The organism is Actinobacillus succinogenes 130Z (assembly GCF_000017245.1).
GTDB classification, from domain to species: Bacteria; Pseudomonadota; Gammaproteobacteria; order Enterobacterales; family Pasteurellaceae; genus Exercitatus; species Exercitatus succinogenes.
The window spans coordinates 813,549-834,916 of the sequence record NC_009655.1 but is presented as its reverse complement, the minus strand read 5'-3'; the positions used below and the strand labels follow the sequence as shown (position 1 = coordinate 834,916).

The 21,368-nt window shown below is 44.0% G+C and carries 21 protein-coding genes, 2 tRNA genes and 1 pseudogene; 10 read left to right on the top strand and 14 right to left on the bottom strand.

Annotated features, from left to right (window positions below; genetic code table 11):
- Nucleotides 1–46: 46 nt before the first annotated feature.
- On the bottom strand, nucleotides 47–2,041 hold the full coding sequence (locus tag ASUC_RS10990) for a YadA family autotransporter adhesin (protein WP_012072521.1): 1,995 nt from the start codon (nucleotides 2,039–2,041) through the stop codon (nucleotides 47–49).
- Nucleotides 2,042–2,626: 585 nt separating this feature from the next.
- Between ASUC_RS10990 and ASUC_RS11095 the strand changes: the two are divergent.
- Nucleotides 2,627–2,862, top strand: a pseudogene (locus ASUC_RS11095) (IS3 family transposase); the annotation flags it as partial.
- 55 nt (nucleotides 2,863–2,917) lie between these two features.
- Here the strand turns inward: ASUC_RS11095 and ppiD are convergent.
- The 8 genes from ppiD to folD form a co-directional block, all read right to left on the bottom strand.
- Nucleotides 2,918–4,792 carry a peptidylprolyl isomerase gene (gene ppiD, locus ASUC_RS04000; protein ID WP_012072520.1) on the bottom strand — a complete coding sequence of 625 codons (1,875 nt, stop codon included), beginning with the start codon at nucleotides 4,790–4,792 and terminating at the stop codon, nucleotides 2,918–2,920.
- A 118-nt stretch (nucleotides 4,793–4,910) separates the two neighbouring features.
- Entirely contained in the window at nucleotides 4,911–5,789 is an 879-nt protein-coding gene (locus ASUC_RS03995; protein WP_041834729.1) for a D-alanyl-D-alanine carboxypeptidase family protein, read from the bottom strand.
- Nucleotides 5,790–5,981: 192 nt separating this feature from the next.
- A complete protein-coding gene (gene lon / locus ASUC_RS03990) occupies nucleotides 5,982–8,402 on the bottom strand; it encodes an endopeptidase La (protein WP_012072518.1) in 2,421 nt (806 codons plus the stop codon).
- A gap of 127 nt (nucleotides 8,403–8,529) precedes the next feature.
- On the bottom strand, nucleotides 8,530–9,765 hold the full coding sequence (gene clpX, locus ASUC_RS03985) for an ATP-dependent protease ATP-binding subunit ClpX (RefSeq protein ID WP_012072517.1): 1,236 nt from the start codon (nucleotides 9,763–9,765) through the stop codon (nucleotides 8,530–8,532).
- Nucleotides 9,766–9,780: 15 nt separating this feature from the next.
- Nucleotides 9,781–10,365 carry an ATP-dependent Clp endopeptidase proteolytic subunit ClpP gene (clpP, locus tag ASUC_RS03980; protein WP_012072516.1) on the bottom strand — a complete coding sequence of 195 codons (585 nt, stop codon included), beginning with the start codon at nucleotides 10,363–10,365 and terminating at the stop codon, nucleotides 9,781–9,783.
- Between the two features lie 139 nt (nucleotides 10,366–10,504).
- A complete protein-coding gene (gene tig / locus ASUC_RS03975) occupies nucleotides 10,505–11,800 on the bottom strand; it encodes a trigger factor (RefSeq protein WP_012072515.1) in 1,296 nt (431 codons plus the stop codon).
- A gap of 140 nt (nucleotides 11,801–11,940) precedes the next feature.
- Entirely contained in the window at nucleotides 11,941–12,381 is a 441-nt protein-coding gene (lysM, locus tag ASUC_RS03970; RefSeq protein ID WP_012072514.1) for a peptidoglycan-binding protein LysM, read from the bottom strand.
- Nucleotides 12,382–12,527: 146 nt separating this feature from the next.
- Nucleotides 12,528–13,385 carry a bifunctional methylenetetrahydrofolate dehydrogenase/methenyltetrahydrofolate cyclohydrolase FolD gene (folD, locus tag ASUC_RS03965; RefSeq protein WP_012072513.1) on the bottom strand — a complete coding sequence of 286 codons (858 nt, stop codon included), beginning with the start codon at nucleotides 13,383–13,385 and terminating at the stop codon, nucleotides 12,528–12,530.
- A 172-nt stretch (nucleotides 13,386–13,557) separates the two neighbouring features.
- Between folD and ASUC_RS03960 the strand changes: the two genes are divergently transcribed.
- The 8 genes from ASUC_RS03960 (at nucleotide 13,558) to rplI (ending at nucleotide 17,049) form a co-directional block, all read left to right on the top strand.
- Nucleotides 13,558–13,634, top strand: a tRNA-Pro gene (locus tag ASUC_RS03960).
- Between the two features lie 52 nt (nucleotides 13,635–13,686).
- Nucleotides 13,687–13,763, top strand: a tRNA-Arg gene (locus ASUC_RS03955).
- Between the two features lie 97 nt (nucleotides 13,764–13,860).
- Nucleotides 13,861–15,312: a membrane-bound lytic murein transglycosylase MltF gene (mltF, locus tag ASUC_RS03950; RefSeq protein ID WP_012072512.1), complete on the top strand. Its 1,452-nt coding sequence runs from the start codon at nucleotides 13,861–13,863 to the stop codon at nucleotides 15,310–15,312.
- A gap of 8 nt (nucleotides 15,313–15,320) precedes the next feature.
- Nucleotides 15,321–15,476: a hypothetical protein gene (locus ASUC_RS11230; protein ID WP_156770513.1), complete on the top strand. Its 156-nt coding sequence runs from the start codon at nucleotides 15,321–15,323 to the stop codon at nucleotides 15,474–15,476.
- A 177-nt stretch (nucleotides 15,477–15,653) separates the two neighbouring features.
- Nucleotides 15,654–16,034, top strand: coding sequence for a 30S ribosomal protein S6 (rpsF, locus tag ASUC_RS03945; protein ID WP_012072511.1), 381 nt, complete (start codon nucleotides 15,654–15,656; stop codon nucleotides 16,032–16,034).
- A complete protein-coding gene (priB, locus tag ASUC_RS03940; protein ID WP_012072510.1) occupies nucleotides 16,021–16,344 on the top strand; it encodes a primosomal replication protein N in 324 nt (107 codons plus the stop codon). Before rpsF ends, priB begins: the two co-directional genes overlap by 14 nt.
- A 12-nt stretch (nucleotides 16,345–16,356) precedes the next feature.
- The gene (rpsR, locus tag ASUC_RS03935) at nucleotides 16,357–16,584 is read left to right on the top strand and encodes a 30S ribosomal protein S18 (RefSeq protein ID WP_005759927.1); all 228 of its coding nucleotides are present in this window, start codon (nucleotides 16,357–16,359) and stop codon (nucleotides 16,582–16,584) included.
- A gap of 15 nt (nucleotides 16,585–16,599) precedes the next feature.
- Entirely contained in the window at nucleotides 16,600–17,049 is a 450-nt protein-coding gene (gene rplI / locus ASUC_RS03930; protein WP_012072509.1) for a 50S ribosomal protein L9, read from the top strand.
- A 140-nt stretch (nucleotides 17,050–17,189) separates the two neighbouring features.
- Here rplI and tusB read toward each other — a convergent pair whose 3' ends face one another.
- The 5 genes from tusB to ffh form a co-directional block, all read right to left on the bottom strand.
- Nucleotides 17,190–17,471: a sulfurtransferase complex subunit TusB gene (gene tusB / locus ASUC_RS03925; protein ID WP_012072508.1), complete on the bottom strand. Its 282-nt coding sequence runs from the start codon at nucleotides 17,469–17,471 to the stop codon at nucleotides 17,190–17,192.
- Between the two features lie 9 nt (nucleotides 17,472–17,480).
- A complete protein-coding gene (gene tusC, locus ASUC_RS03920) occupies nucleotides 17,481–17,843 on the bottom strand; it encodes a sulfurtransferase complex subunit TusC (RefSeq protein WP_012072507.1) in 363 nt (120 codons plus the stop codon).
- Entirely contained in the window at nucleotides 17,840–18,220 is a 381-nt protein-coding gene (gene tusD / locus ASUC_RS03915; protein ID WP_012072506.1) for a sulfurtransferase complex subunit TusD, read from the bottom strand. The genes tusC and tusD overlap by 4 nt, the downstream gene beginning before the upstream one ends.
- Nucleotides 18,220–18,885, bottom strand: coding sequence for a helix-turn-helix transcriptional regulator (locus ASUC_RS03910; protein ID WP_099045264.1), 666 nt, complete (start codon nucleotides 18,883–18,885; stop codon nucleotides 18,220–18,222). Before ASUC_RS03910 ends, tusD begins: the two co-directional genes overlap by 1 nt.
- Nucleotides 18,886–18,987: 102 nt before the next feature.
- Nucleotides 18,988–20,379, bottom strand: coding sequence for a signal recognition particle protein (gene ffh, locus ASUC_RS03905; RefSeq protein ID WP_012072504.1), 1,392 nt, complete (start codon nucleotides 20,377–20,379; stop codon nucleotides 18,988–18,990).
- A gap of 124 nt (nucleotides 20,380–20,503) precedes the next feature.
- Between ffh and ASUC_RS03900 the strand changes: the two genes are divergently transcribed.
- A complete protein-coding gene (locus ASUC_RS03900) occupies nucleotides 20,504–21,292 on the top strand; it encodes a cytochrome C assembly family protein (RefSeq protein WP_012072503.1) in 789 nt (262 codons plus the stop codon).
- Nucleotides 21,293–21,368: the final 76 nt, after the last annotated feature.

Here is a 21,368-nt window from a genome sequence, read left to right as displayed (position 1 = left end):
AAAACAGCTAAAAAAACAGGGCGGCAAGCACCCTGTTTAACATTAATTACCACTGGTACATATAACCCGCACCGGTCATACCGTAACCGCGAGTATCCGCACCGGCGCTAAGCTTGACAATATGTTTACCGTTATCGGATAAACGAGAATAACCTACAGCCACCGCATTTTCGTTACGATAATTGGCAACGCCTACGCCGACACCGCTTGCCCCGTTTTTCGTCACTTGCGGAATATTCGCCATCGCACCGGCTTGCGCAATCCCCGCACGCAGTTTTTTATCTACCCTACGAACATTGGCATTAGCATTATTTATGCTGTTACGTAATTGGCTGACGTTAACCGCATCCGTGTCCGCCGTCCCTGCGACGACATTGGTGATTTTCTTATTATGCATATCAATACCGTCACTGCTGATAGTCGGACCGTTATTCACCTGTACCGTATCCGCCGTTACGCTATTCGCATTAATCGTAGTAGCCGTCACCGTATTAAATTCCGGATTATCGGACACCGCCACGTTGATTGTTTTGCCCGAACCGCTGATTTCCACATTACGTCCGGCATTTATCGTCACCGTATCACCGGCTTTGACGCTGTTATCTGTCGCCGTATAAGTGTTTTTGGTGGCATCGTTTGCAGTGGAACTATCAACGGAAGACGTAACATTCCAGCTAACATTATTTACGGCGTCAATAACATTCTGGACTTTCGCGATACTGTCCGTCGTCACATTACCGTCCGCAACGGCTTTACCGTTCGAAGTCGTCATATTTCCCGTATTTACATCCACCGTCACATTACCGTTATCGACTGTAATATTTGCAGTAGTACTGTTGATAAAATTTAACGAATCGCCATCAATCGGCGTTGATTTTTTATTAATTTCATCAGCTAATGTTGATGCAACCAAATAAAGCTGAGAACCGTTAATCGCATCTGTTGACGCCATTGAAATATTACCCGCCGCCACATTTTTAATTTGACGGTAAGTATTATTGTCAGACTTACCGACGGACACTACAAGTCCTTCACGCGCCGGTTGTCCTGCAAAACCGCTATAGGTAATACCGTTCACCGTTGCCGAAGTTTCAACAGTTGCCGTCTCGCCCGTTGCAGAACCCGAACCTAAGGCTACAGATTCATTTAAAGTTGCGCTGGCATAACGTCCTACCGCTGTAGAATAAGTGGCATCAGCTACAGTATGTGCACCTAATGAAACAGCATCAATACCGCTTGACTCCGTTTGATAACCCAATGCAACGGAAGCATTACCGGTAGAATTGGCTTGAACACCGATAGAAATTGCCGCGCCGTCTTCGGTGACTCCGCCGGCATTCGCTAAACGACCGATAGCAATCCCGGCTACAGAAGAAACACTGGCTGCATGACCGATAGCTACGGCATTTCGGGTTGAAATCGTAATATCCTGACCAAGTGCGGTCGAATATTGGGTAGAATTTGCATCGGAATTAATGGTATTGTTTGTGCCCACAGCGACGGAATTATGCGAGTTCACCCAGTTATTGGAACCGACTGCCGTCGCGTTGTTTGAAGCCACGGTTGAAAGTGTATTTAATGCGGTAATATTATTTGCAGAATCCGCACCGATAAAGGTTCCTACGGTATTGTGATAACCGTAACCGACGGATTGCGAACCGTTTACGTTATTGGTATCGCCGTACGCCTGCGCGTATTCCCCTAATGCCTGATTGCCGTCGCCAAAAGCGTTGGCATTACTGCCATTCACACTATTTTGATTACCGAAAACGCTGGAACTGTTTGAAGTTGTCAACACTTCATTGTATTGACCTACGACCGTATTACCATAACCGGTGCCTGTTATAGAGGCAACATAAGTCGAACCGTTGCTCATTGTTGAATTGGCCGGTGTAGTATATGCCGAACTAATTTCATTATTTTGCATAACACCATTAGCCTCAGTATTTTCTGCATAAATCAGCGTTGTGGTATCGGATGATGTTGCTGTTGTAGCTGCGAACGTAGCCACCATCCCCACAGTTAGTGCATTGAGTTTCATGCCTCCCCCCTTTTTTATTGGTTCCATTATTTTTTGAGCCCAAAAAAACGACTCACCCTTAACATTACTTTTTGAGTCAAAAAACGACTCACCCTTAAACTATATAATAAATCAATGTTACTTATTTATTGGTATGACCACGGGCAAAATCAGCTCTCACCGTTTTACCAAACTATTCTGTATTTCCGATATAAAAAACCGCCGAGAAATGATCTGCACTCCAAAAGTTGGACTAAACTCCCAACCGATTAAAGTACGGATTTTTATGACAAAATATAACTAGGCATTCAAACAAAAAGTGGTTGATTTTTATTTGAAAAATCATCATTTATCCTTAACCGCAAGCCGCTTTTCACTTCATAAAAGCCTGATTGAAAAACGACTTGCTCGATATCGATGCTCGGGCTCGGCAGGTTTGTTGCCCGGGCATGCCAAAATCTATTACACAACCGAGCGAAAATCAGCCATCGTTCAAGCGGTTAAAACAGGACGGTTGGCTATCAGACAAGCGGCAATGTAATTCGTTTTGTCCGGTCATACTATAATTATTCAATGATTGGAAAGCCTATGGCAAACAAGATATAAAGGGAACATGCTATTATGCAAAGCATGCCTCGTAAAAGGAATTGCTTAGATAATGCGGCGATGGAAAGTTTTTCGGGCGGTTGAAAGAAGAATGTTACTACGGACAAGCCTTTGATACCATTGAGGAATTAGAGCAAAGCATTCACGACTATATCCGTTATTATAATGAAGAACGGATACAGTTAAAATTAAAAGGACTGAACCCTATTGAATATAGGAAACAGTCCTTCAAATAACAGTCTAACTTTTGGAAGTCAGATCTTCTCGACGATACCATTAAGTATAAAAGGATTAATTATCTTCATTTTGCTTTATGAAAGATTCGTTAACTTCAATCTTCGCTTTAGCCCGTAGCGATTGTAACAAATGAAGCTGGGCATCACGCATTTTATCCTGTAACACTTGGGCGTCGAAACGCTGGCGTAAGGCGTTATCAACCTGGCCGTCTTCCACTTTATCCAATGCCACAATCATCACATCGCCGTTATTCGCTTTTGCCGCTTTATAGGCGGTTCCGTTTTCTTTCGGCTGCATAGTGAAAATAATATTGTTTAAAGCGGGATCTTTATTTTCCGCATAAACCCACTGTTCTTCCGCACCGAAGTTAATACCGGCCGGTAACGGTTTATCGGCATCCAGATCTTTTACAATGTTTTCAGCTTGAGCCAACATCGCGGTTTCCGCTTTCCGGCGTTTTAAGAAATCGGCGATTTCCTGATGAGCGTCTTCCAAACTTCTGGTACCTTCCGCTTTATGATCCAACACCCGGACAACAATGGAATGTTGCTCGCCCACATTCATCGGTTCGGAATTCACGTTGCCTTGTGACACATCGCCGTCAAACATCGCATTCACCACAGACGGGAAATTCAATTCCGCCGGCACTCCGTTACGCGGGAAATAATCGGTCTCTTTGATTTCCACACCCGCTGCTTTTGCCGCAGCAGCCAATGAAGTGCGATCCTCAAAAGCTTTTTCCGCGGCCTGTTTTTCCATCGCATAGAACTGATTGCCGACTAAATCCTGACGAATGGCTTGGGTAATCCGCTCTTTCACTTGTTCAAGCGGTAACAATGCGGAATCTTTACGCTCCAATACCTGAATAATATGGAACTGACCGTCTACATTTACCGGCGTACTGTAATGACCGACCTCAAGAATGGTTGCCGCATCTTCAAATTCTTTCGGTAAATCGCCGGTATTCAGCCAGCCTAAATCTCCGCCGTTTACCGCAGAAACTTTATCGTTAGATTTTTCTTTTGCCAACGTAGCGAAATCCGCACCTTTTTGTAAAGCTTCATAGGCATCCAACGCCTCTTTTTCGTTCGCTAACTGAATATGGGCAAGGCGTTCTTGTCCTTTGGTAGTGAAATCCGCTTTATGATCCTGATAATATTGTTGGATTTCCACATCGGTCACCTTCACCGTTTTTTCCGCTGCGGCTTGGGTTAAATCCAAATATTGCACTTTAATTAATTCCGGTACGGTAAAGGCGGATTTATTCGAATTGTAATAATTTTGAATTTCTTCTTCCGTCACCGTCTGTTTTGCAATTTCAGCCGCTAAGGGTAAATGCGCCAAACGCACGGCACGGGATTGGAAAAATCCTTTGGCGAACGCCTCCTGATTAGCCGGCAGTAAAAAAGCGGTATCCGTCAGTGCGCTTTGCAGTTGCGCCAAACGTAACGCTTCGCGCAAATATTGAGCGTAAGTATCGGAACTTAAATTGTTGTTACGCAAGAATAATTGATAAGTTTCGTTGCTGAATTTACCGTCCACTTGAAATTCCGGTGTGCGTACAATTTCCCGTTTAATTTGTTCGTCGCTTACGGCAATATTCAATTCATCACCGTATTGACGCAATAATTCCTGATCAATCAATCGGTTAAGTACGGTTTGACGTAACCCCGCGGTAAATTCCGGCGTATCCGATAAAGCGGCGAACTGCGGTCCTAACTGTTGTTCCAAGCGTTGAAATTCGTTGTTATATTGTTGTTGGAAATTTTGTTGGGAAATTTCTTCGCCGTTTACTTTTACCGCCGAAGAATCGGAAGACGAACCCAGATAACCGTACATACCCGAAACCACGAATGAGACGGCGATAGCGCCTAAAATCGCTTTTGAAACCCAGTTGTTGGCGGCATGGTGTAATTTTTCCATTAACATGGCTGTTAATCCTATTTTAAAAATAAAAAATCTCGTCGATTATAAAATAAAGTGCGGTGAAAAATAAGTAAATTTTTCACCGCACTTTTAATCTGCAAACAAATTTGCTGCAAACCCGTTAATTTGCAACGCGTTCAATCAATTGCTCAAACGCCATTTCATCGTAACCTTCCTCATAAAGCGCGTCATCGCCGGAATTACGCAGTTCCCGATTATTCAATGTGAGACAGCCGTACTGTTCGAGCTTGTTTTTGGTGAATGCCGAACGGAAAGCGGAGCTGGTATTGTTCAAGCTGATCACGCCGATAGTGGATTTGCGACATTGAAATTTATTAACGAAAACCAGATTATATCCTGATTCGCGGATGTATCCCGTTTTGTTCAGTGCTGCGCCGAAAATTTCCTCCCGCACTAATTTATTGGTATTTTTCACAAAAACATTGCGTTTACCCGCCCGGATGTAAGCCGCCGAAGTATCGGACAATGCTTGGATTTGCGGCTTGTTCAAAGAGTATTTGGCTAATTTTACCAAATCCATAACACTTGAAACATTGTTGCTGGATAAGCCCGAACTGTCAGTGAAACGGGTGGATTTCATGCCCAATTCTTTTGCTTTTTCGTTCATTTTACCGATAAACCGAATGCGCGACATCCCCGCCGAACGCGCCAATGCATGTGCGGCATAGTTATCGGAATGCACCAGCATAGCCTTCAGTAATTCATTACAGGGCATCGGTGTATATTTCGGTAATCTGGTATGCGTACCCTTAATATAATCGTTATCTTCATCCGTAATCGACGCCGTACAGTTTCGATTACGGTTATTTTCCAAAAATACGTTTGCCGTCATTAATTTTGTTACCGAAGCGATGGGCTGTACGGAATACGGCGAGCGGCTTTCCAGCACTTTATCATGGGTAAAATCATAAACCACATAAGACTGCGCCATAGCCCAAGACGGAAGAAGTAAAAGAATCGAAAAAGCTTTTTTTAACATAACTTTACGCATTGGATAAGAAATAAACGATTCATTCTAACAGTTTTTTTACAGCCTTACTATTATCGCGCACAATTAAACATCAAATATTTCTTAATATTTACAGCATAAAAAAGTGCGGTAAAAAAATCCTCCGTTTTTTCCACCGCACTCATGCTTTATTTAGTGACGGACGTCACTGTATTTTATCGGTTAGTTTACCGTCGGTTTGTTTTTAGGCGTTTTACGCGGACGCGGTACTTTCACCTGGTTGACCGGCGCCAATTTCACAAACTCCACGCCTTGCGGCGGGTTTTCCAACGCAATCGTCAACACTTCGTCGATGGTTTCCACCGCATGAATAGTCAGACTTTGTTTGGCATTTTCCGGGATTTCCTCCAGATCTTTGACATTATCTTTCGGAATAATCACGGTTTTAATACCGCCGCGATGTGCCGCCAGCAGTTTTTCTTTTAACCCGCCGATAGGCAACACTTTACCGCGTAAGCTGATTTCGCCCGTCATCGCCACATCGGCGCGCACAGGATTTCCCGTTAAACAGGAAACCAACGCCGTACACATGGCGATCCCCGCGCTCGGACCGTCTTTCGGCGTCGCACCGTCCGGTACATGAATATGAATATCGCGTTTTTCATGAAAATCGCCGGCGATTCCCAATTTTTCCGCGCGGGAACGCACAACCGTCATTGCCGCCTGGATGGACTCTTTCATCACATCGCCTAAAGAACCGGTGAAAGCCAGTTTTCCTTTACCGATAACGGAAGCGGTTTCAATGGTAAGCAAATCGCCGCCGACTTCCGTCCAGGCCAATCCGGTTACTTCTCCCACACGATTTTGCGTGTCCGCCAGACCGAAATCAAAACGTTTTACGCCGAGATAATCATGTAAATTGTCCGCATTCACGACCAGCGTTTTCGCTTTTTTATCAAGCAGTAAGTTTTTCACCGCTTTACGGCAGATTTTTGAAATCTCGCGTTCAAGTCCGCGTACGCCGGCTTCACGGGTGTAATAACGGATAATGTCTAAAATCGCACTGTCTTCAATAATTAATTCGCCTTTTTTCAGTCCGTTGCGTTCCATTTGTTTTTGCAGTAAATGGCGGGTAGCGATATTGAGTTTCTCATCTTCGGTATAACCGGAAAGACGAATTACTTCCATGCGATCCAGTAACGGTCCCGGGATATTCATGGAATTTGAGGTGGCCACGAACATCACGTCGGATAAATCGTAATCCACTTCTAAATAATGGTCGTTAAATTTCGAGTTTTGTTCCGGATCCAGCACTTCAAGCAATGCCGACGCCGGATCACCTCTGTGATCCATCGCCATCTTATCGATCTCATCCAGTAGGAATAACGGATTCTTCACGCCGACTTTTGCCATTTTTTGAATCAGTTTACCCGGTAACGAACCGATATAGGTTTTACGGTGGCCGCGAATCTCCGCTTCATCCCGCACGCCGCCTAACGCCATTCGTACATATTTACGGCCGGTTGCATTGGCAATAGATTGTCCTAAAGAAGTTTTCCCTACTCCCGGCGGTCCGACTAAACAAAGAATAGGTCCTTTGATTTGGTTCAGACGGCTTTGTACCGCAAGATATTCCAAAATACGCTCTTTTACCCGCTCCAAACCGTAGTGATCCGCGTCCAAAACCGCCTGTGCTTTCAAAATGTCTTTTTTGACTTTGGTACGTTTATGCCAAGGTACCTGCAACATCCAGTCGATATACCCGCGAATCACTGCCGCTTCCGAAGACATAGGCGACATCATTTTCAGTTTTTTCAATTCGCTTTCGACTTTTTCTTTCGCTTCCGCAGGTAATTTCGCCGCCTCTAATTTTTTACGCAGCTGATCGATTTCATTATCCGCTTCAGCTTCTTCATCGCCGTCTAACTCCTTGCGAATCACTTTAAGCTGTTCGTTCAAATAATAATCGCGCTGCGTTTTTTCCATGCGCTCTTTAACTTTGGAACGAATACGTTTTTCCACTTGCAGCAAGTCCGTTTCGCTTTCCATCGTACCGAGCAGATATTCCAGACGCTCCTGCACGTTGGCTCGTACCAAAACTTCCTGCTTATGACGTACCGCCACAGGCAAATGTGCCGCCAAGGTATCCGCGAAGCGATCCGCATCGTCAATACCGGAAAGTGCATTCAGCACTTCAGGCTGAATCTTCTTGTTCTGCTTCACATAATTTTCAAATTCTTTCAATGCCATTTGGCGCACGACATCAAGTTCTTTAGCATCGCTCCAAACCGTGTCCATCAATTCGACGGTTGCCGTAAACGCGTCCGTATCGCTGATACTGACAATGTTCGCGCGCTGTTGTCCTTCCACCAGCACTTTCACCGTACCGTCAGGCAGTTTCAGCATTTGGATGATATTTACGATCGTGCCGACGGTATATAAATCTTTAGCTTCGGGATCTTCGATTTCCGCCTGTTTTTGAGCCACAAGCAACAGCTGTTTGCCGGATTCCATCGCTTGTTCCAGGCTGCGAATGGATTTATCGCGCCCCACAAACAACGGCATCACCATATATGGGAAAACCACCACATCACGAAGCGGAAGAAGCGGCAATTCACGGCGTTCAATTTGTTTTGCATTCATATCTGTATACTCTTTCTTCTCTTTAAATCTGTAGATTAACTGGTAAGTGGGGACGAAAAATCAAACTTCAAGCTTAAACTAAAAAGTGCGGTCAATTTAACCGCACTTTTTAACGATAAACGAGAAACTATTTGAAAATCAATTTCGGCTTTTCGCCTTTTTCAATTACATCTTCATCAACGATAACTTTGGCTAAATTTTCTTGCGACGGCAAATCGTACATGGTATCCAATAAAATGCCTTCCACAATAGAGCGCAAACCGCGCGCACCGGTTTTACGCGCCAACGCTTTTTTCGCCATGGCTTTTAAAGATTCCGGCGTAAATTCCAGTTCGACATCTTCCAGCCCGAATAACGCCTGATATTGCTTAGTCAATGCGTTTTTCGGTTCGGTTAAAATAGAGATTAACGCATTTTCGTCTAATTCGCTTAACGGTGCGATGACCGGCAGACGGCCGATAAATTCCGGAATCATACCGAATTTGATTAAATCTTCCGTTTCAATTTGTTTGAACAAATCCGTCAGGGTAAGTTCATCCTGCTCGCCTTTGACTTCCGCGTTAAAACCGATACCGCTACCCACGTGCACGCGTTTTTCGATGATTTTATCCAATCCTGCAAACGCGCCCCCGCAGATAAACAAAATTTTCGAGGTATCTACCCGAATCATATCCTGTTGCGGATGTTTGCGTCCGCCCTGCGGCGGAACGGCGGCTATCGTCCCTTCGATCATTTTCAGCAATGCCTGTTGCACGCCTTCGCCGGACACATCACGGGTAATGGACGGATTGGCGGATTTACGGGTGATTTTATCGATTTCATCGATATAGATAATTCCCTGTTCCGCTTTTTCCGTGTCATAATCGCAGTTCTGCAGTAATTTTTGGATAATATTTTCCACATCTTCGCCTACATAACCGGCTTCAGTTAAAGTGGTGGCATCCGCCATAGCAAACGGCACGTTCAACATACGCGCGAGAGTTTGTGCCAATAAGGTTTTCCCGCTGCCGGTCGGCCCGATCAACAATACGTTACTTTTGCTCAGTTCCACCGCATCGGTTTTATGCCCGGAACGCAAACGTTTGTAATGATTATATAATGCGACCGCCAACACTTTTTTGGCGTAATCCTGGCCTATAACATAATCGTCCAAATGTTCTCGGATTTCATGAGGCGTCGGTAATTTCTCTTCGATTTCATCCGCACTTTCATCTTCTTCCGCTTCGATTTCTTCATGTAATAAAGTGTGACATAAATCGATGCAGTCACCGCAAATATAACCCGATGTACCGGCAATAAGTTTGCCCACTTCATCCTGTGATTTGCCGCAAAACGAACAACGTGTCTCTTTTTCGTCTGTCATGTTATCTCTCAATACTTAGCTGCGTTTTACTAAAACGCTGTCGATTAATCCGTAATTTTGGGCTTCTTCCGCCGACATAAAATTATCGCGGTCGGTATCTTTTTCGATTTGTTCCAAAGGTTGACCGGAATGGAAAGCCAAACGCTCATTCAGGGTATGTTTGATTTTTAAAATTTCCTGTGCGTGAATTTGAATATCCGACGCCTGACCGCGGAATCCGCCCAGCGGCTGGTGAATCATCACTCGGGCATTCGGCAATGCCGCCCGTTTACCCGCCGCACCGCCTGCCAATAAAAAAGCGCCCATGGAACAAGCCTGACCGATACAGAGCGTACGCACATCCGGTTTGATAAACTGCATAGTGTCGTAAATTGCCATTCCCGCCGTCACAGAACCGCCCGGGCTGTTAATGTACAGGTTGATGTCTTTATCCGGATCTTCCGACTCTAAAAACAAAAGCTGGGCGACAATCAAATTCGCCATATTATCTTCCACTTCGCCGCTTAAAAAAATAACGCGTTCTTTTAAAAGACGCGAGTAAATATCGTACGAACGTTCGCCGCGCGACGTCTGTTCGATCACCATCGGAACCAATGCCATAAAGTTCTCCGTAAATTCAGTAAAAAATCGTTCGCTTATTCTACCCGAAATCGGCGTGAAATGAAAAAGTGCGGTCAATTTCCGGTAAGTTTTAAAACTCACGTAAAATCGACCGCACTTTACGAATCAGTCAGCTAAATTATGCTTGCGGATTCATGATTTCATCGAATGACGCTGTTTTCTCGGTCACTTGCGCTTTCGCTAATACGGCGTCAACCGCTTGTTCTTCCAATACCACATTACGTAAATTATTCATTAATTCATTGTTTTTATTGTAGTATTCGATCACTTCCGCCGGTTGTTCATAAGCGGAGGCAATATCTTCGATCATCGCTTTCACGCGCTCTTCATCGGCTTTTAATTCGTTTGACGAAATGATCTCACCGAACAATAAACCGACTTGAACGCGACGTTTAGCCTGCTCTTCGAACAATTCGCGCGGTAATTGCGCAGCTTGCTGAGTATTGCCACCAAAACGTTGCGCCGCCTGACCGCGTAAGACTTCGATTTCCTGATCCACTGCAGCGAAAGGCACGTCAATCGCATTTTCCGCTAACAAGCCGTCGATAACCTGTTGTTTCACACGTGAAGTTAACGCATTTTTCAATTCGCGTCGCATATTTTTTTGGATTTCATTGCGTAAATCCGCCACAGTTTTAGTATTCGGACCGAATTTAGCTACAAATTCCTCCGTTAATTCAGGTAATACCATCACTTCCACTTTTTTCAAGGTAATCGCGAATTTTGCCGCTTTACCTTTTAAGTTTTCGGCATGGTAATCGGCCGGGAATGTGACATCGATATCGAATTGTTCGCCGGCTTTATGGCCGATGACGCCTTCTTCAAAACCGGGAATCATACGGCCTTGTCCCATAAACAATACGAAATCGGAGGCTTTACCGCCTTCAAACTCTTCGCCGTCGATAGTACCGCTGAAATCGATAGTCACGCGATCTTCGGCGTTCGCCGCTGCTTGACTTTCCGCCCAAGTGGCTTGCTGTTTGCGTAATACTTCGATCATGTTGTCGACATCCGCTTCCGTGATTTCAACAACCGGTTTTTCTACCTTAATATTTTCCAAACCTTTCAATTCAACTTCAGGATATACTTCGAATGTCGCAGTGAATACAACGTCTTTTCCGCTTTCTGCATTTTCAACGGCAAATGTCGGACGGCCCGCAAGGTTTAATTTTTCTTTAAACGCTAAATCAAAGAAATGACGCGGCAGTAAATCGTTTAACGCTTCAGAACGCGCCGACGAGCCGAAACGCTGTGCAATAATATGGTGCGGAACTTTACCTTTACGGAAACCGTCTACGCGTGCGTTTTTAGCAAAGCCTTTTAATTGCTCGCGAACGGCCGTTTCAACTTCGTCAGCAGGAATAGTGATAGAAACGCGACGTTCTAAACCTTGAGTTGTTTCAATTGTTGACATTCTTGTTTTCCTTTAAGTAAATTTGAATGAATTTGGCTATAAAACTGGCGAATTATAGCGAAAGATTAGGATTTCGTCGAGAAAAAATTTTATGCACAAAAAATCCCGCCTCGCGAGACGGGATAGGAGAAAACAAAACCTTATAGTGACTTCGGCAAACGGATTTTTTGCCCCGGGAAAATTTTGTTTTCATCTTTAATGACTTCTTTATTGGCTGCCACGATCGCGGTATATTTAGCGCCGTTGCCGTAGGCTTTTTCCGCTATTTTCCAAAGCGAATCGCCTTTTTGGATGATATAAAATTCGTCATCACCGCCCAGCGAACCGTTCAATACCTTGATTGCATCGATATTCACCGCTTCAATACCTTCAATGTTACCCGCCATCAGGATAGCCTTTTCCGCGGCTTCCGCCGTAGCGGCGACACCGGAAAGTTTTGCTACGCCGTTTTCAACGGTTACGGCCACATTATCAATACCCGGATTATCTTCGGCAATGTGATTTGTCACCGCCTGAGATGCGTCTTCTTCCTTATTGAAGATTTTTTTACCGATGTTTCCTACAAAATCAAATAAGCCCATTTTTCTTTCCTCTGTTAATATGCAAGGGAACGGTGAAACCGTACAATTTCTATAACGCGGTTATTGGCGTAAAAACCGTATAAATTCCGACCGCACTTTGCTATTTTAGTTCAGTTTATTCATTGATGTAAATCAATATGAATAATCTATGCATTGAAATGTCGTTCGTAAGCCGTCAGGGTATTCACCATCAACATGGCTACTGTCATCGGTCCGACCCCGCCGGGAACCGGCGTAATAAAGGCGGCTTTTTCCGCCGCTTTGGCATATTGCACGTCACCGCGTAATTTACCGTCTTCGCCACGGTTAATCCCGACGTCGATCACGGTTGCACCCGGCTTAATCCAATCCCCGTTAATAAATTCCGCTTTGCCCACTGCCACCACCAGAATATCCGCCCGGCGGACATGTTCTTCCAAATCCCGGGTAAAACGGTGGGTCACGGTGACGGTACAGCCGGCGAGCAGTAATTCCATCGCCATCGGTCGCCCGACGATATTCGACGCGCCTACAATCACGGCATGCAGACCATGTAAATCCTGACCGGTCGTTTCAAGCAGCTTCATGATTCCGTACGGTGTGCAGGCTCGTAAAGTCGGAATGCGCTGGCATAAACGGCCGACATTATACGGATGAAAACCGTCCACATCTTTATTCGGAGCGATACGTTCAATCACTTTGGTACTATCGATATGCTTCGGTAACGGTAACTGGACCAAAATACCGTCCACATTAGGGTTGCGGTTTAAATCATCGATAATAGACAATAGTTCCGCTTCCGTCGTGGTTTCCGGTAAATCGTAAGATTTGGAATCAATTCCGATTTCCGCACAGCTTTTGCGTTTACTGCCTACATAAACTTGCGATGCAGGGTCGGAACCCACCAGAATAACCGCCAACCCGGGAACCCGTCGCCCCAGCGATATATACCGCCGAATTTGTCCGGCCACTTCCGATTTTGTTTTCTTCGCCAGTTCCGTCCCCGAAATTACTTGTACCGCCATGAATTTTTCCTTTAAATTAAATAAACTACGAAAACGTTTGCTATTGTCGCAAAAATTCTGCACGAATGTAAACCCGTATCGGTTAAATTGACACAATTTTGACCGATCAGCGAAAAAAATAAAAAAAATGATTGACTGAAAAAGAAAGAAACTTATAATGCACACATCTTGTCGGCGAGTAGCGCAGCTTGGTAGCGCAACTGGTTTGGGACCAGTGGGTCGTAGGTTCAAATCCTATCTCGCCGACCACTTCTTTTTAGAACTCCTTTGCATTTGCTTAGAAGAAATATCCATTTGAATTGCGCCCTTAGCTCAGCTGGATAGAGCAACGCCCTTCTAAGGCGTGGGTCAAAGGTTCGAATCCTTTAGGGCGTGCCATTTTAATCCGTCGAAATTGCGTTGAATTCGACCGCACTTTTACTTTGTCGTTTGATTAGTTAAAATAGCCGTATCTTTTTCTCTTATCAGGTTATCTTTGAAAGGTTTAGTTATTCGAATCAGTGTGGCTCTGGCTCTTTTGCTGTGGGCCGTGGATATGGTTTTCCCTTGGCAGCAGATTATCCGTTCTGAAGCCAATCACTATGAGGCAATTCAGGAACGTGGCACGTTAGTCGTCGGCACGATCAATAATTCCGTCTCTTATTTTATCGATCCCAACGGTAACCCTGCGGGTTTGGAATACGATTTGAGCAAATCCTTTGCCGATTACCTCGGGGTAGAATTAGAGATAAAATCGCTGGACAACAGCGATGCACTATTTGATGCCTTACAAAATAACAAAATCGACATTGCCGCCGCCAACCTTTTACATCAGCAACGTTATCAAAAACAATTCCAATTCGGCCCGGCTTACACTTCCGCTTCATGGCAATTGGTTTACCGTAAAGGAAAAGATAAACCGCGTTCATTAACCCAGTTATCCGCCAAAGATAAATTGGTCATCACCCAAAGCGAAGAATTGCTCAACATTCTGTCGGCGCAACAAAAAAAGCAACCGACGTTAAGCTGGCAAATCAATTCGTTGCTGAGCCAGGAAGCGTTATTGTTACAAGTAGCGGAGGGCAAAATCGATTATACCATCGCCAATTCCATTGACGTTTCGGCAGCTCAGCAAATTAAACCGGAAATTGCCGTAGCCTTCGATATTACAGATGAAGCCGATGTGCATTGGTATTTACCGTCCAGTTCTTACAGCGAACTGCAAGCCGCTCTACTGGATTTTATGAACGGCGCTATTGAAAACGGATTGATTGCCCGCATTGAGGAAAAATATTTCAGTCATATCGCGCAATTTGATTACGTGGACATTAAATCCTATACCAATGCCATTGAAAAAATTCTGCCTAAATACACCGCACTTTTTAAAAAATACCAAGGCGAATTGGATTGGCGTTTACTCGCGGCGGTCGCTTATCAGGAATCCCATTGGAACGAAGATGCCACTTCGCCGACCGGCGTACGGGGTATCATGATGCTCACCAAGGCCACCGCCGATCGCATGAAAATCAACGATCGTACCGATGCCGAACAAAGTATTAAAGCGGGTTCCGAATATTTACACTGGTTGATTTCCCAGGTTCCCAACAGTGTGCCGCAGGAAGACAAAATCTGGTATGCGTTAACGGCGTATAATATGGGATTGGGACATATGTTGGACGTTCGCCGCTTAACCAAAAGTCTGGGCGGCGATCCCGATAACTGGCTGGAGGTGAAAAAAAATCTGCCGCTGTTGGCGGAAAAGCAATATTACAGCAAACTGAAATACGGCTACGCCAGAGGATATGAAGCCTTTCAGTACGTGGAAAATATTCGCCGTTACATGAACAGTATCATCAATTATCATCGCGTTCGGGACGATCAAATCTCCCGCCCCCTTGAAAAGGTGACGGATTCCATTATGATAACACCGCAGAATTCACAAGATTAAGGAAAAATATGGCCGTAAAACGCAGAACATTTTTACGTAAAAGTTCAACATTATCCCGTTTTGCACAGGTACGCCGGGCATTACGCCTTCGCCATTTAAAACGGCATAAGCGTAAAATCGCCGATCGCAAAACGACCCATTTTATGAACTTGGAAAACGATTAAAATTCCGACCACAGTTAAAACCGAAGTGCGGTCTGTTTTTATCTAACTTTTACTTGTTTTTTCAATGGATTTCTGTATAATCCGCGCTCTACAGTCACATTCGTTTTTTAGTTCCTTGCTTCCGCAGACTGGTGACTGGTCTATCGCCGGAGGCTGATTAACCCGTAAGGAGCAGTAATGCGTCACTACGAAATCGTTTTTATGGTTCATCCGGACCAAAGCGAACAAGTACCAGGTATGATTGAACGCTACACCGGTTCTGTAAAAGAAGCCGGCGGACAGATTCATCGCCTAGAAGATTGGGGTCGCCGTCAATTAGCATACCCAATCAATAAATTACATAAAGCACACTACGTGCTTATGAATGTAGAAGCGCCTCAAGAAGTCATCGACGAGCTAGAAACAACTTTCCGTTACAACGACGCAGTTCTTCGTAACGTAATCATTCGTACTAAGCACGCCGTAACCGAAGCGTCCCCAATGGCTAAAGCAAAAGACGAACGTAAAGTCGCTGTAGCTGAAGTTGAAACCAACAATTTTGAGGATGCTGAAGAGTAATTTGAAAATTGAGAACCGTTTATCGTTAATCGGTGTCACCGAAAGCGTAAAACGAAGTAAAAGCCCTAATGGTATCGAACACTGCCGTATTTGGCTCGAACATCGTTCCGAACAACAGGAAGCGGGATTAATTCGACAAGCAAGGTGTAAAATGCCGATACAAATTAGCGGCCATCAATTAATTCATAAAACTCAAGGCATTACGGTCGGCAGTAAAATTCTGGTTGTCGGATTCATTACTTCCCACAAACAAACTAATGGTTTGAACCAGTTAGTCTTACATGCCGAGCACATCGAATTATTAGATTAGGAGACTAGCCAAATGGCACGTTATTTCCGTCGTCGCAAGTTCTGCCGTTTCACAGCGGAAAACGTAGTTGAAATCGATTACAAAGATATCGCTACTTTAAAGAACTACATCACAGAAAGCGGCAAAATTGTTCCAAGCCGTATTACCGGTACTCGCGCGAAGTATCAACGTCAATTAGCCCGTGCAATCAAACGCGCTCGCTATTTAGCGTTACTTCCATACACTGACAACCATCAGTAATTAAGGAGAACGGTAATGCAAGTTATTTTATTAGACAAAATTGTTCACCTTGGTAATGTTGGTGATCAAGTAAACGTTAAATCAGGCTTTGCCCGTAACTTCTTAATTCCGCAAGGTAAAGCAGTTATGGCGACTAAAGCTAATATTGAATTCTTCGAAGCCCGTCGCGCTGAATTTGAAGCGAAAGCAGCAACCGAATTAGCGGAAGCGCAAGCGCGTGCAGAAAAGATTGCCGCGTTAGAATCTGTAACTATCGTATCTAAAGCAGGTGAGGAAGGCCGTTTATTCGGTTCTATCACGACTCGCGATATTGCAGATGCGGTGACTGCAGCCGGCGTTGAAGTAAGTAAGTCCGAAGTTCGTTTATCAACCGGTCCATTACGTACCACAGGAGATCACGAAGTTCGTTTCCAACTTCACGGCGAAGTATTTACAACATTAAACGTTGTTGTAGTCGCAGAATAATTATTTAATTATGTAATAATGAGAAAACCCGGCTTAAGCCGGGTTTTTTATTGTCCGTTTAATCTGTTTCAAAATTAAATATAAGGGGTTGGGGCGAAAGATGCGTATAAGCTGAATTAATACCACGAATAATAGACTAACTATAATGCGATTTGCGGAGAAAATTCTTCGGTTAATGCCACAAATTCCGACATCGAAATAAGTTTTACGGAGGCGGGAATTCTATCTTTTAATCCTCGCGCCCGAATATCGTTTTCCATGGCGCAACAGCAGGCGCGACAATCCGCAAACAGATGAGGATATTTCAATAATAAAACTACCCCATTTTGCCATAAAACAACGGCGTCACGCTCCGCTAAGAATTGAAAATAACGTTCCAGTTCAACATTGTCATAACCGGATTCGGAAAATGTGTAAAGCATGGAAAATATTTAGAATGTCATCACTTTTTCGGCCGATTGTAATTTTTCCAATAATTCTTCACGTTCCAAAGGCTCACAAACTAATGCGCATTCTTTATCCGACACGCCGAAATCCATAACCGAGTCAATACATAAATAGCGATTATTGATATCATAAACATCCAGAATTTTAAAGGCTTCGGCCACATCTCTTTGTAAGATATTCTCAGGCTCTTGATCCACTAATAAATTCAATACGCCCTCCCCCATGAAAAACACATCGATATCTTCTTCTTTAGTAAAAGCCGTAGCCGCCAATAATGCGTCCAAGCCTTCTCTGGCTCTGGCTGTCCCATGTGGTGCCGATTTAAATACAAAAGCCAATTTACTCATAACGTAATCACTCGTTCAGATTCTAAGATTGCCCGAATAAATTCACCTAATCCGGCGATAACAAAACCGTCGGCAAGATTAGTTAATTCAGAGTTAAGTGCGGTCAAATTATCAACTATTCCGCGTCGTTGGCCGGCTGAAACGCAGAGATGTAAAGGAATCCCGTAATCTCGACTTAATTTCTGCCAGGCTTTCGGTAAATTAAATTCATCCGTTGCAGGATAAACACAAGCGTTGCCGTTTGTCACCCCGTCCTGAAAAAAAAATATTTGTGTAATTTCATGTCCGGCTGCAAGTAAGGCAACAGCGAATTGATATGCGGTAAAAGCGCCTTGATGTCCATAAACCGGGCGACTTACCGCAATAACATAACGCATTATTCGTGCTCCTGCTTAATTTGACGAATATACAGATAAACCGTATGGCGGGAAATATTCAATCGTTCCGCCACTAAATTGATTGCGTCTTTGATATCAAAAATTCCTTTTTCATATAAAGACATGACAATTTGCCGATTTTTATTATTATTGGCAACCAACCGATCCGCCGTAATTTCTTCAATGGTCTGTTCGACGGTTTGTGTCACCAAATCTTCAACGGAACTGGCAAAATTAACCGACGAAGTTTCGTTCGATTCCGCTGCCGGCATCAATGCCTGAATAAACTGAGAAACGGGTATATCTAAATTAATGTTAATACACAGTAAACCGATAATTTTTTGTGATTTATTCCGGATAGCGATCGTGACGGATTTCATCAGGCCGTTACTTTTCGCCCGAGTAAAATAAGGCTTTGAAACACTGTCCGTTTTCATATTATGCAAAGATTGCAACGCGCGATCCGTAATCGGCGCACCTTCCTGACGGTTGGTATTGTGTCCGTTTGCGATATAAATTGCGGAACGTTCCAGATCTTCCAGTGAATGCAGAACAATCTCACAATGGTCGCCAATTAATGCGCTTACGCCGTCCACCACCGCACAATAAGAATTCAATATGGCACGATCATCTTCCGTAAATGGTCGCTTATCATTTAACATCATCATGAATGAAATTTCTAAATTATCGTTATTATTTTCGCTTTTAGAATAGGGGTAATATTAAAGTGCGGTGAGATTTAACCGCACTTTTCACCGCTCACTGCGCTAACGTTTACCCAACATACCGGCTAATCCGCCAAGATTACCCATTCCGCCACCCATTAAACCTTTCATACCGCGCATCATTTTTGCCATACCGCCGCTACGCATTTTTTTCATCATACGTTGCATTTCATCGAATTGTTTTAATAATTTATTGACATCCTGCACTTGGGTTCCCGAACCCTGTGCGATACGGCGACGGCGCGATCCCTTGATGATATCGGGATTCGCACGTTCTTTCAACGTCATGGAATTAATAATAGCTTCCATTTTAACGAACATTTTATCATCTACTTGATTTTTCACATGATCGGGTAAATTTTTCATTCCCGGTAATTTATCAAGCATAGACATCATGCCGCCCATCTTTTTCATTTCGACTAACTGCTCGCGAAAATCATCCAAGGTAAATTGATTCCCTTTTTTGAATTTTTTCGCCATCTTCTCGGCTTTCTCTTTATCTACCGAGCGTTCGAGATCCTCGATTAAAGAAAGAACATCGCCCATACCGAGAATGCGGGAAGCCACACGATCCGGATGGAACGGTTCAAGCGCTTCGGTTTTCTCGCCGACCCCCAGGAATTTAATCGGTTTGCCGGTAATCTGTCGAATAGATAATGCCGCACCGCCGCGCGCATCACCGTCAACTTTAGTCAGAATAACACCGGTTAAAGGCAGGGCTTCATTAAAGGCTTTTGCCGTATTCGCCGCATCCTGCCCTGTCATGGCATCCACGGTGAAAAGCGTTTCCACCGGTTCCAGCGCAGCGTGGATTTGCTTGATTTCATCCATCATCTCGCCATCCACATGCAAACGACCTGCCGTATCTACGATCAACACGTCATAAAATTTTAATTTCGCTTCCGCAACTGCCGCTTTAACAATATCAACCGGATTCTGATTCACTTCCGAAGGAAAAAAATCCACATGTACGGCTTGAGCTAATGTTTCCAGCTGTTTGATTGCCGCCGGACGATAAACGTCGGCAGAAACCACTAAAACTTTTTTCTTATGACGTTCGTGCAAAAATTTTGCCAGTTTACCGACAGAAGTGGTTTTACCCGCCCCCTGCAAACCCGCCATTAAAATAACCGCCGGCGGTTGCGTTGCTAAATTCAGACTTTCGTTACTTTCGCCCATAGCGGCTTCAAGCTCGGTCCGAACGACTTTTAAGAATTCCTGACCCGGCGTTAGACTTTTATTGACTTCTTCACCGATTGCACGTTCTTTGACTTTATTGATAAATTCGCGCACCACCGGCAAAGCCACGTCGGCTTCCAGCAATGCCATACGCACTTCGCGTAATGTATCTTTAATATTATCTTCAGTCAATCGCCCTTTCCCGGTAATATTACGCAGGGTTTTCGACAGACGATCAGATAAATTCTCAAACATGGTTTTCTCTCTTTTAAAGTCGAAAAATTGGATTGATTATACCTGAATAATTGCATGAATTGAAATTTTTGCTGTAGATCGCTAAAATAAAAACAATTCTCAAATTGAGGTGATCTTTTTATTTATGTCGTATGCAATTTCTTCCATAATTCTTTATGTTATCAGCATTCTGCTGATTGCGCCGATGTTAGCAAAAGCGCAAAGCAGTGAGCAAGCGCAAAAAAGCAATAAAATTTTCTTTATTTTGACCGCACTTTTAGCCATGATTTCGCATCACTTGTCATTCAAGGAAACTGCAGTGCCGACTTCAGAGGGCACTAGCTTTTCCTTGCTTGCCGTCAGTTCCATGATCAGCCTGGTCGTCTCACTGTTGGTGACGGTACCGGCGATATTTAGAGTTAAAACCCTTTCTTTTTTGTTACCGTTAGTTTATAGCTTCGCTATTATCAATTTATTGCTGACCGAGTTTTTATCCGCTCAAGCGGTGCAATGGCATCGTCACGTTTTATTCCATATCGCCCTGTCGTTATTAACCTATGCCGTCTGTTTCATCGCCATGCTTTACAGCATGCAGCTCCTCTGGCTGGATAATAAACTCAAACAGAAAAAAATGATGCCGTCTCCCGCCATTCCGCCGTTAATGATGGTCGAACGCCATTTTTTCCGGGTAATGCTGACCGGTTTTATTTTGCTCACCGCAACACTGATTTCGGGTTCCTTCTATTTATTGGATGCGCCGGATTCTTCCAACCTGCATAAAGCGTTGTTTTCTTTCTTCAGCTGGATCGTTTTCGGTATTTTGTTAATCGGGCATTGGAAATATCACTGGCGCGGAAAAAGAATGATCATTTATACGATTTCGGGTATGATTCTGCTTACTATTGCTTATTTCGGCAGCCGAATTATGTTGTAGTATGTACGCCGATTCGGATGCCGACGATAATCGAATAACATAAACAAATGGGCGCCTTGAGCCCGTATATACATTA

Excerpts from the sequence above, each read along its gene's own strand:
- ASUC_RS03900 (WP_012072503.1), top strand. The coding sequence starts at position 20,504 with ATGTCGTATGCAATTTCTTCCATAATTCTTTATGTTATCAGCATTCTG.
- tusC (WP_012072507.1), bottom strand. The coding sequence starts at position 17,843 with ATGAGTAAATTGGCTTTTGTATTTAAATCGGCACCACATGGGACAGCC.
- rpsF (WP_012072511.1), top strand. The coding sequence starts at position 15,654 with ATGCGTCACTACGAAATCGTTTTTATGGTTCATCCGGACCAAAGCGAA.
- rplI (WP_012072509.1), top strand. The coding sequence starts at position 16,600 with ATGCAAGTTATTTTATTAGACAAAATTGTTCACCTTGGTAATGTTGGT.
- folD (WP_012072513.1), bottom strand. The coding sequence starts at position 13,385 with ATGGCGGTACAAGTAATTTCGGGGACGGAACTGGCGAAGAAAACAAAA.
- priB (WP_012072510.1), top strand. The coding sequence starts at position 16,021 with ATGCTGAAGAGTAATTTGAAAATTGAGAACCGTTTATCGTTAATCGGT.
- lon (WP_012072518.1), bottom strand. The coding sequence starts at position 8,402 with ATGAATGCAAAACAAATTGAACGCCGTGAATTGCCGCTTCTTCCGCTT.
- tig (WP_012072515.1), bottom strand. The coding sequence starts at position 11,800 with ATGTCAACAATTGAAACAACTCAAGGTTTAGAACGTCGCGTTTCTATC.
- rpsR (WP_005759927.1), top strand. The coding sequence starts at position 16,357 with ATGGCACGTTATTTCCGTCGTCGCAAGTTCTGCCGTTTCACAGCGGAA.
- clpX (WP_012072517.1), bottom strand. The coding sequence starts at position 9,765 with ATGACAGACGAAAAAGAGACACGTTGTTCGTTTTGCGGCAAATCACAG.
- ppiD (WP_012072520.1), bottom strand. The coding sequence starts at position 4,792 with ATGTTAATGGAAAAATTACACCATGCCGCCAACAACTGGGTTTCAAAA.
- clpP (WP_012072516.1), bottom strand. The coding sequence starts at position 10,365 with ATGGCATTGGTTCCGATGGTGATCGAACAGACGTCGCGCGGCGAACGT.
- tusB (WP_012072508.1), bottom strand. The coding sequence starts at position 17,471 with ATGCTTTACACATTTTCCGAATCCGGTTATGACAATGTTGAACTGGAA.
- ASUC_RS11230 (WP_156770513.1), top strand. The coding sequence starts at position 15,321 with ATGGCCGTAAAACGCAGAACATTTTTACGTAAAAGTTCAACATTATCC.
- ASUC_RS10990 (WP_012072521.1), bottom strand. The coding sequence starts at position 2,041 with ATGAAACTCAATGCACTAACTGTGGGGATGGTGGCTACGTTCGCAGCT.
- lysM (WP_012072514.1), bottom strand. The coding sequence starts at position 12,381 with ATGGGCTTATTTGATTTTGTAGGAAACATCGGTAAAAAAATCTTCAAT.
- tusD (WP_012072506.1), bottom strand. The coding sequence starts at position 18,220 with ATGCGTTATGTTATTGCGGTAAGTCGCCCGGTTTATGGACATCAAGGC.
- ffh (WP_012072504.1), bottom strand. The coding sequence starts at position 20,379 with ATGTTTGAGAATTTATCTGATCGTCTGTCGAAAACCCTGCGTAATATT.
- ASUC_RS03995 (WP_041834729.1), bottom strand. The coding sequence starts at position 5,789 with ATGTTAAAAAAAGCTTTTTCGATTCTTTTACTTCTTCCGTCTTGGGCT.
- ASUC_RS03910 (WP_099045264.1), bottom strand. The coding sequence starts at position 18,885 with ATGATGTTAAATGATAAGCGACCATTTACGGAAGATGATCGTGCCATA.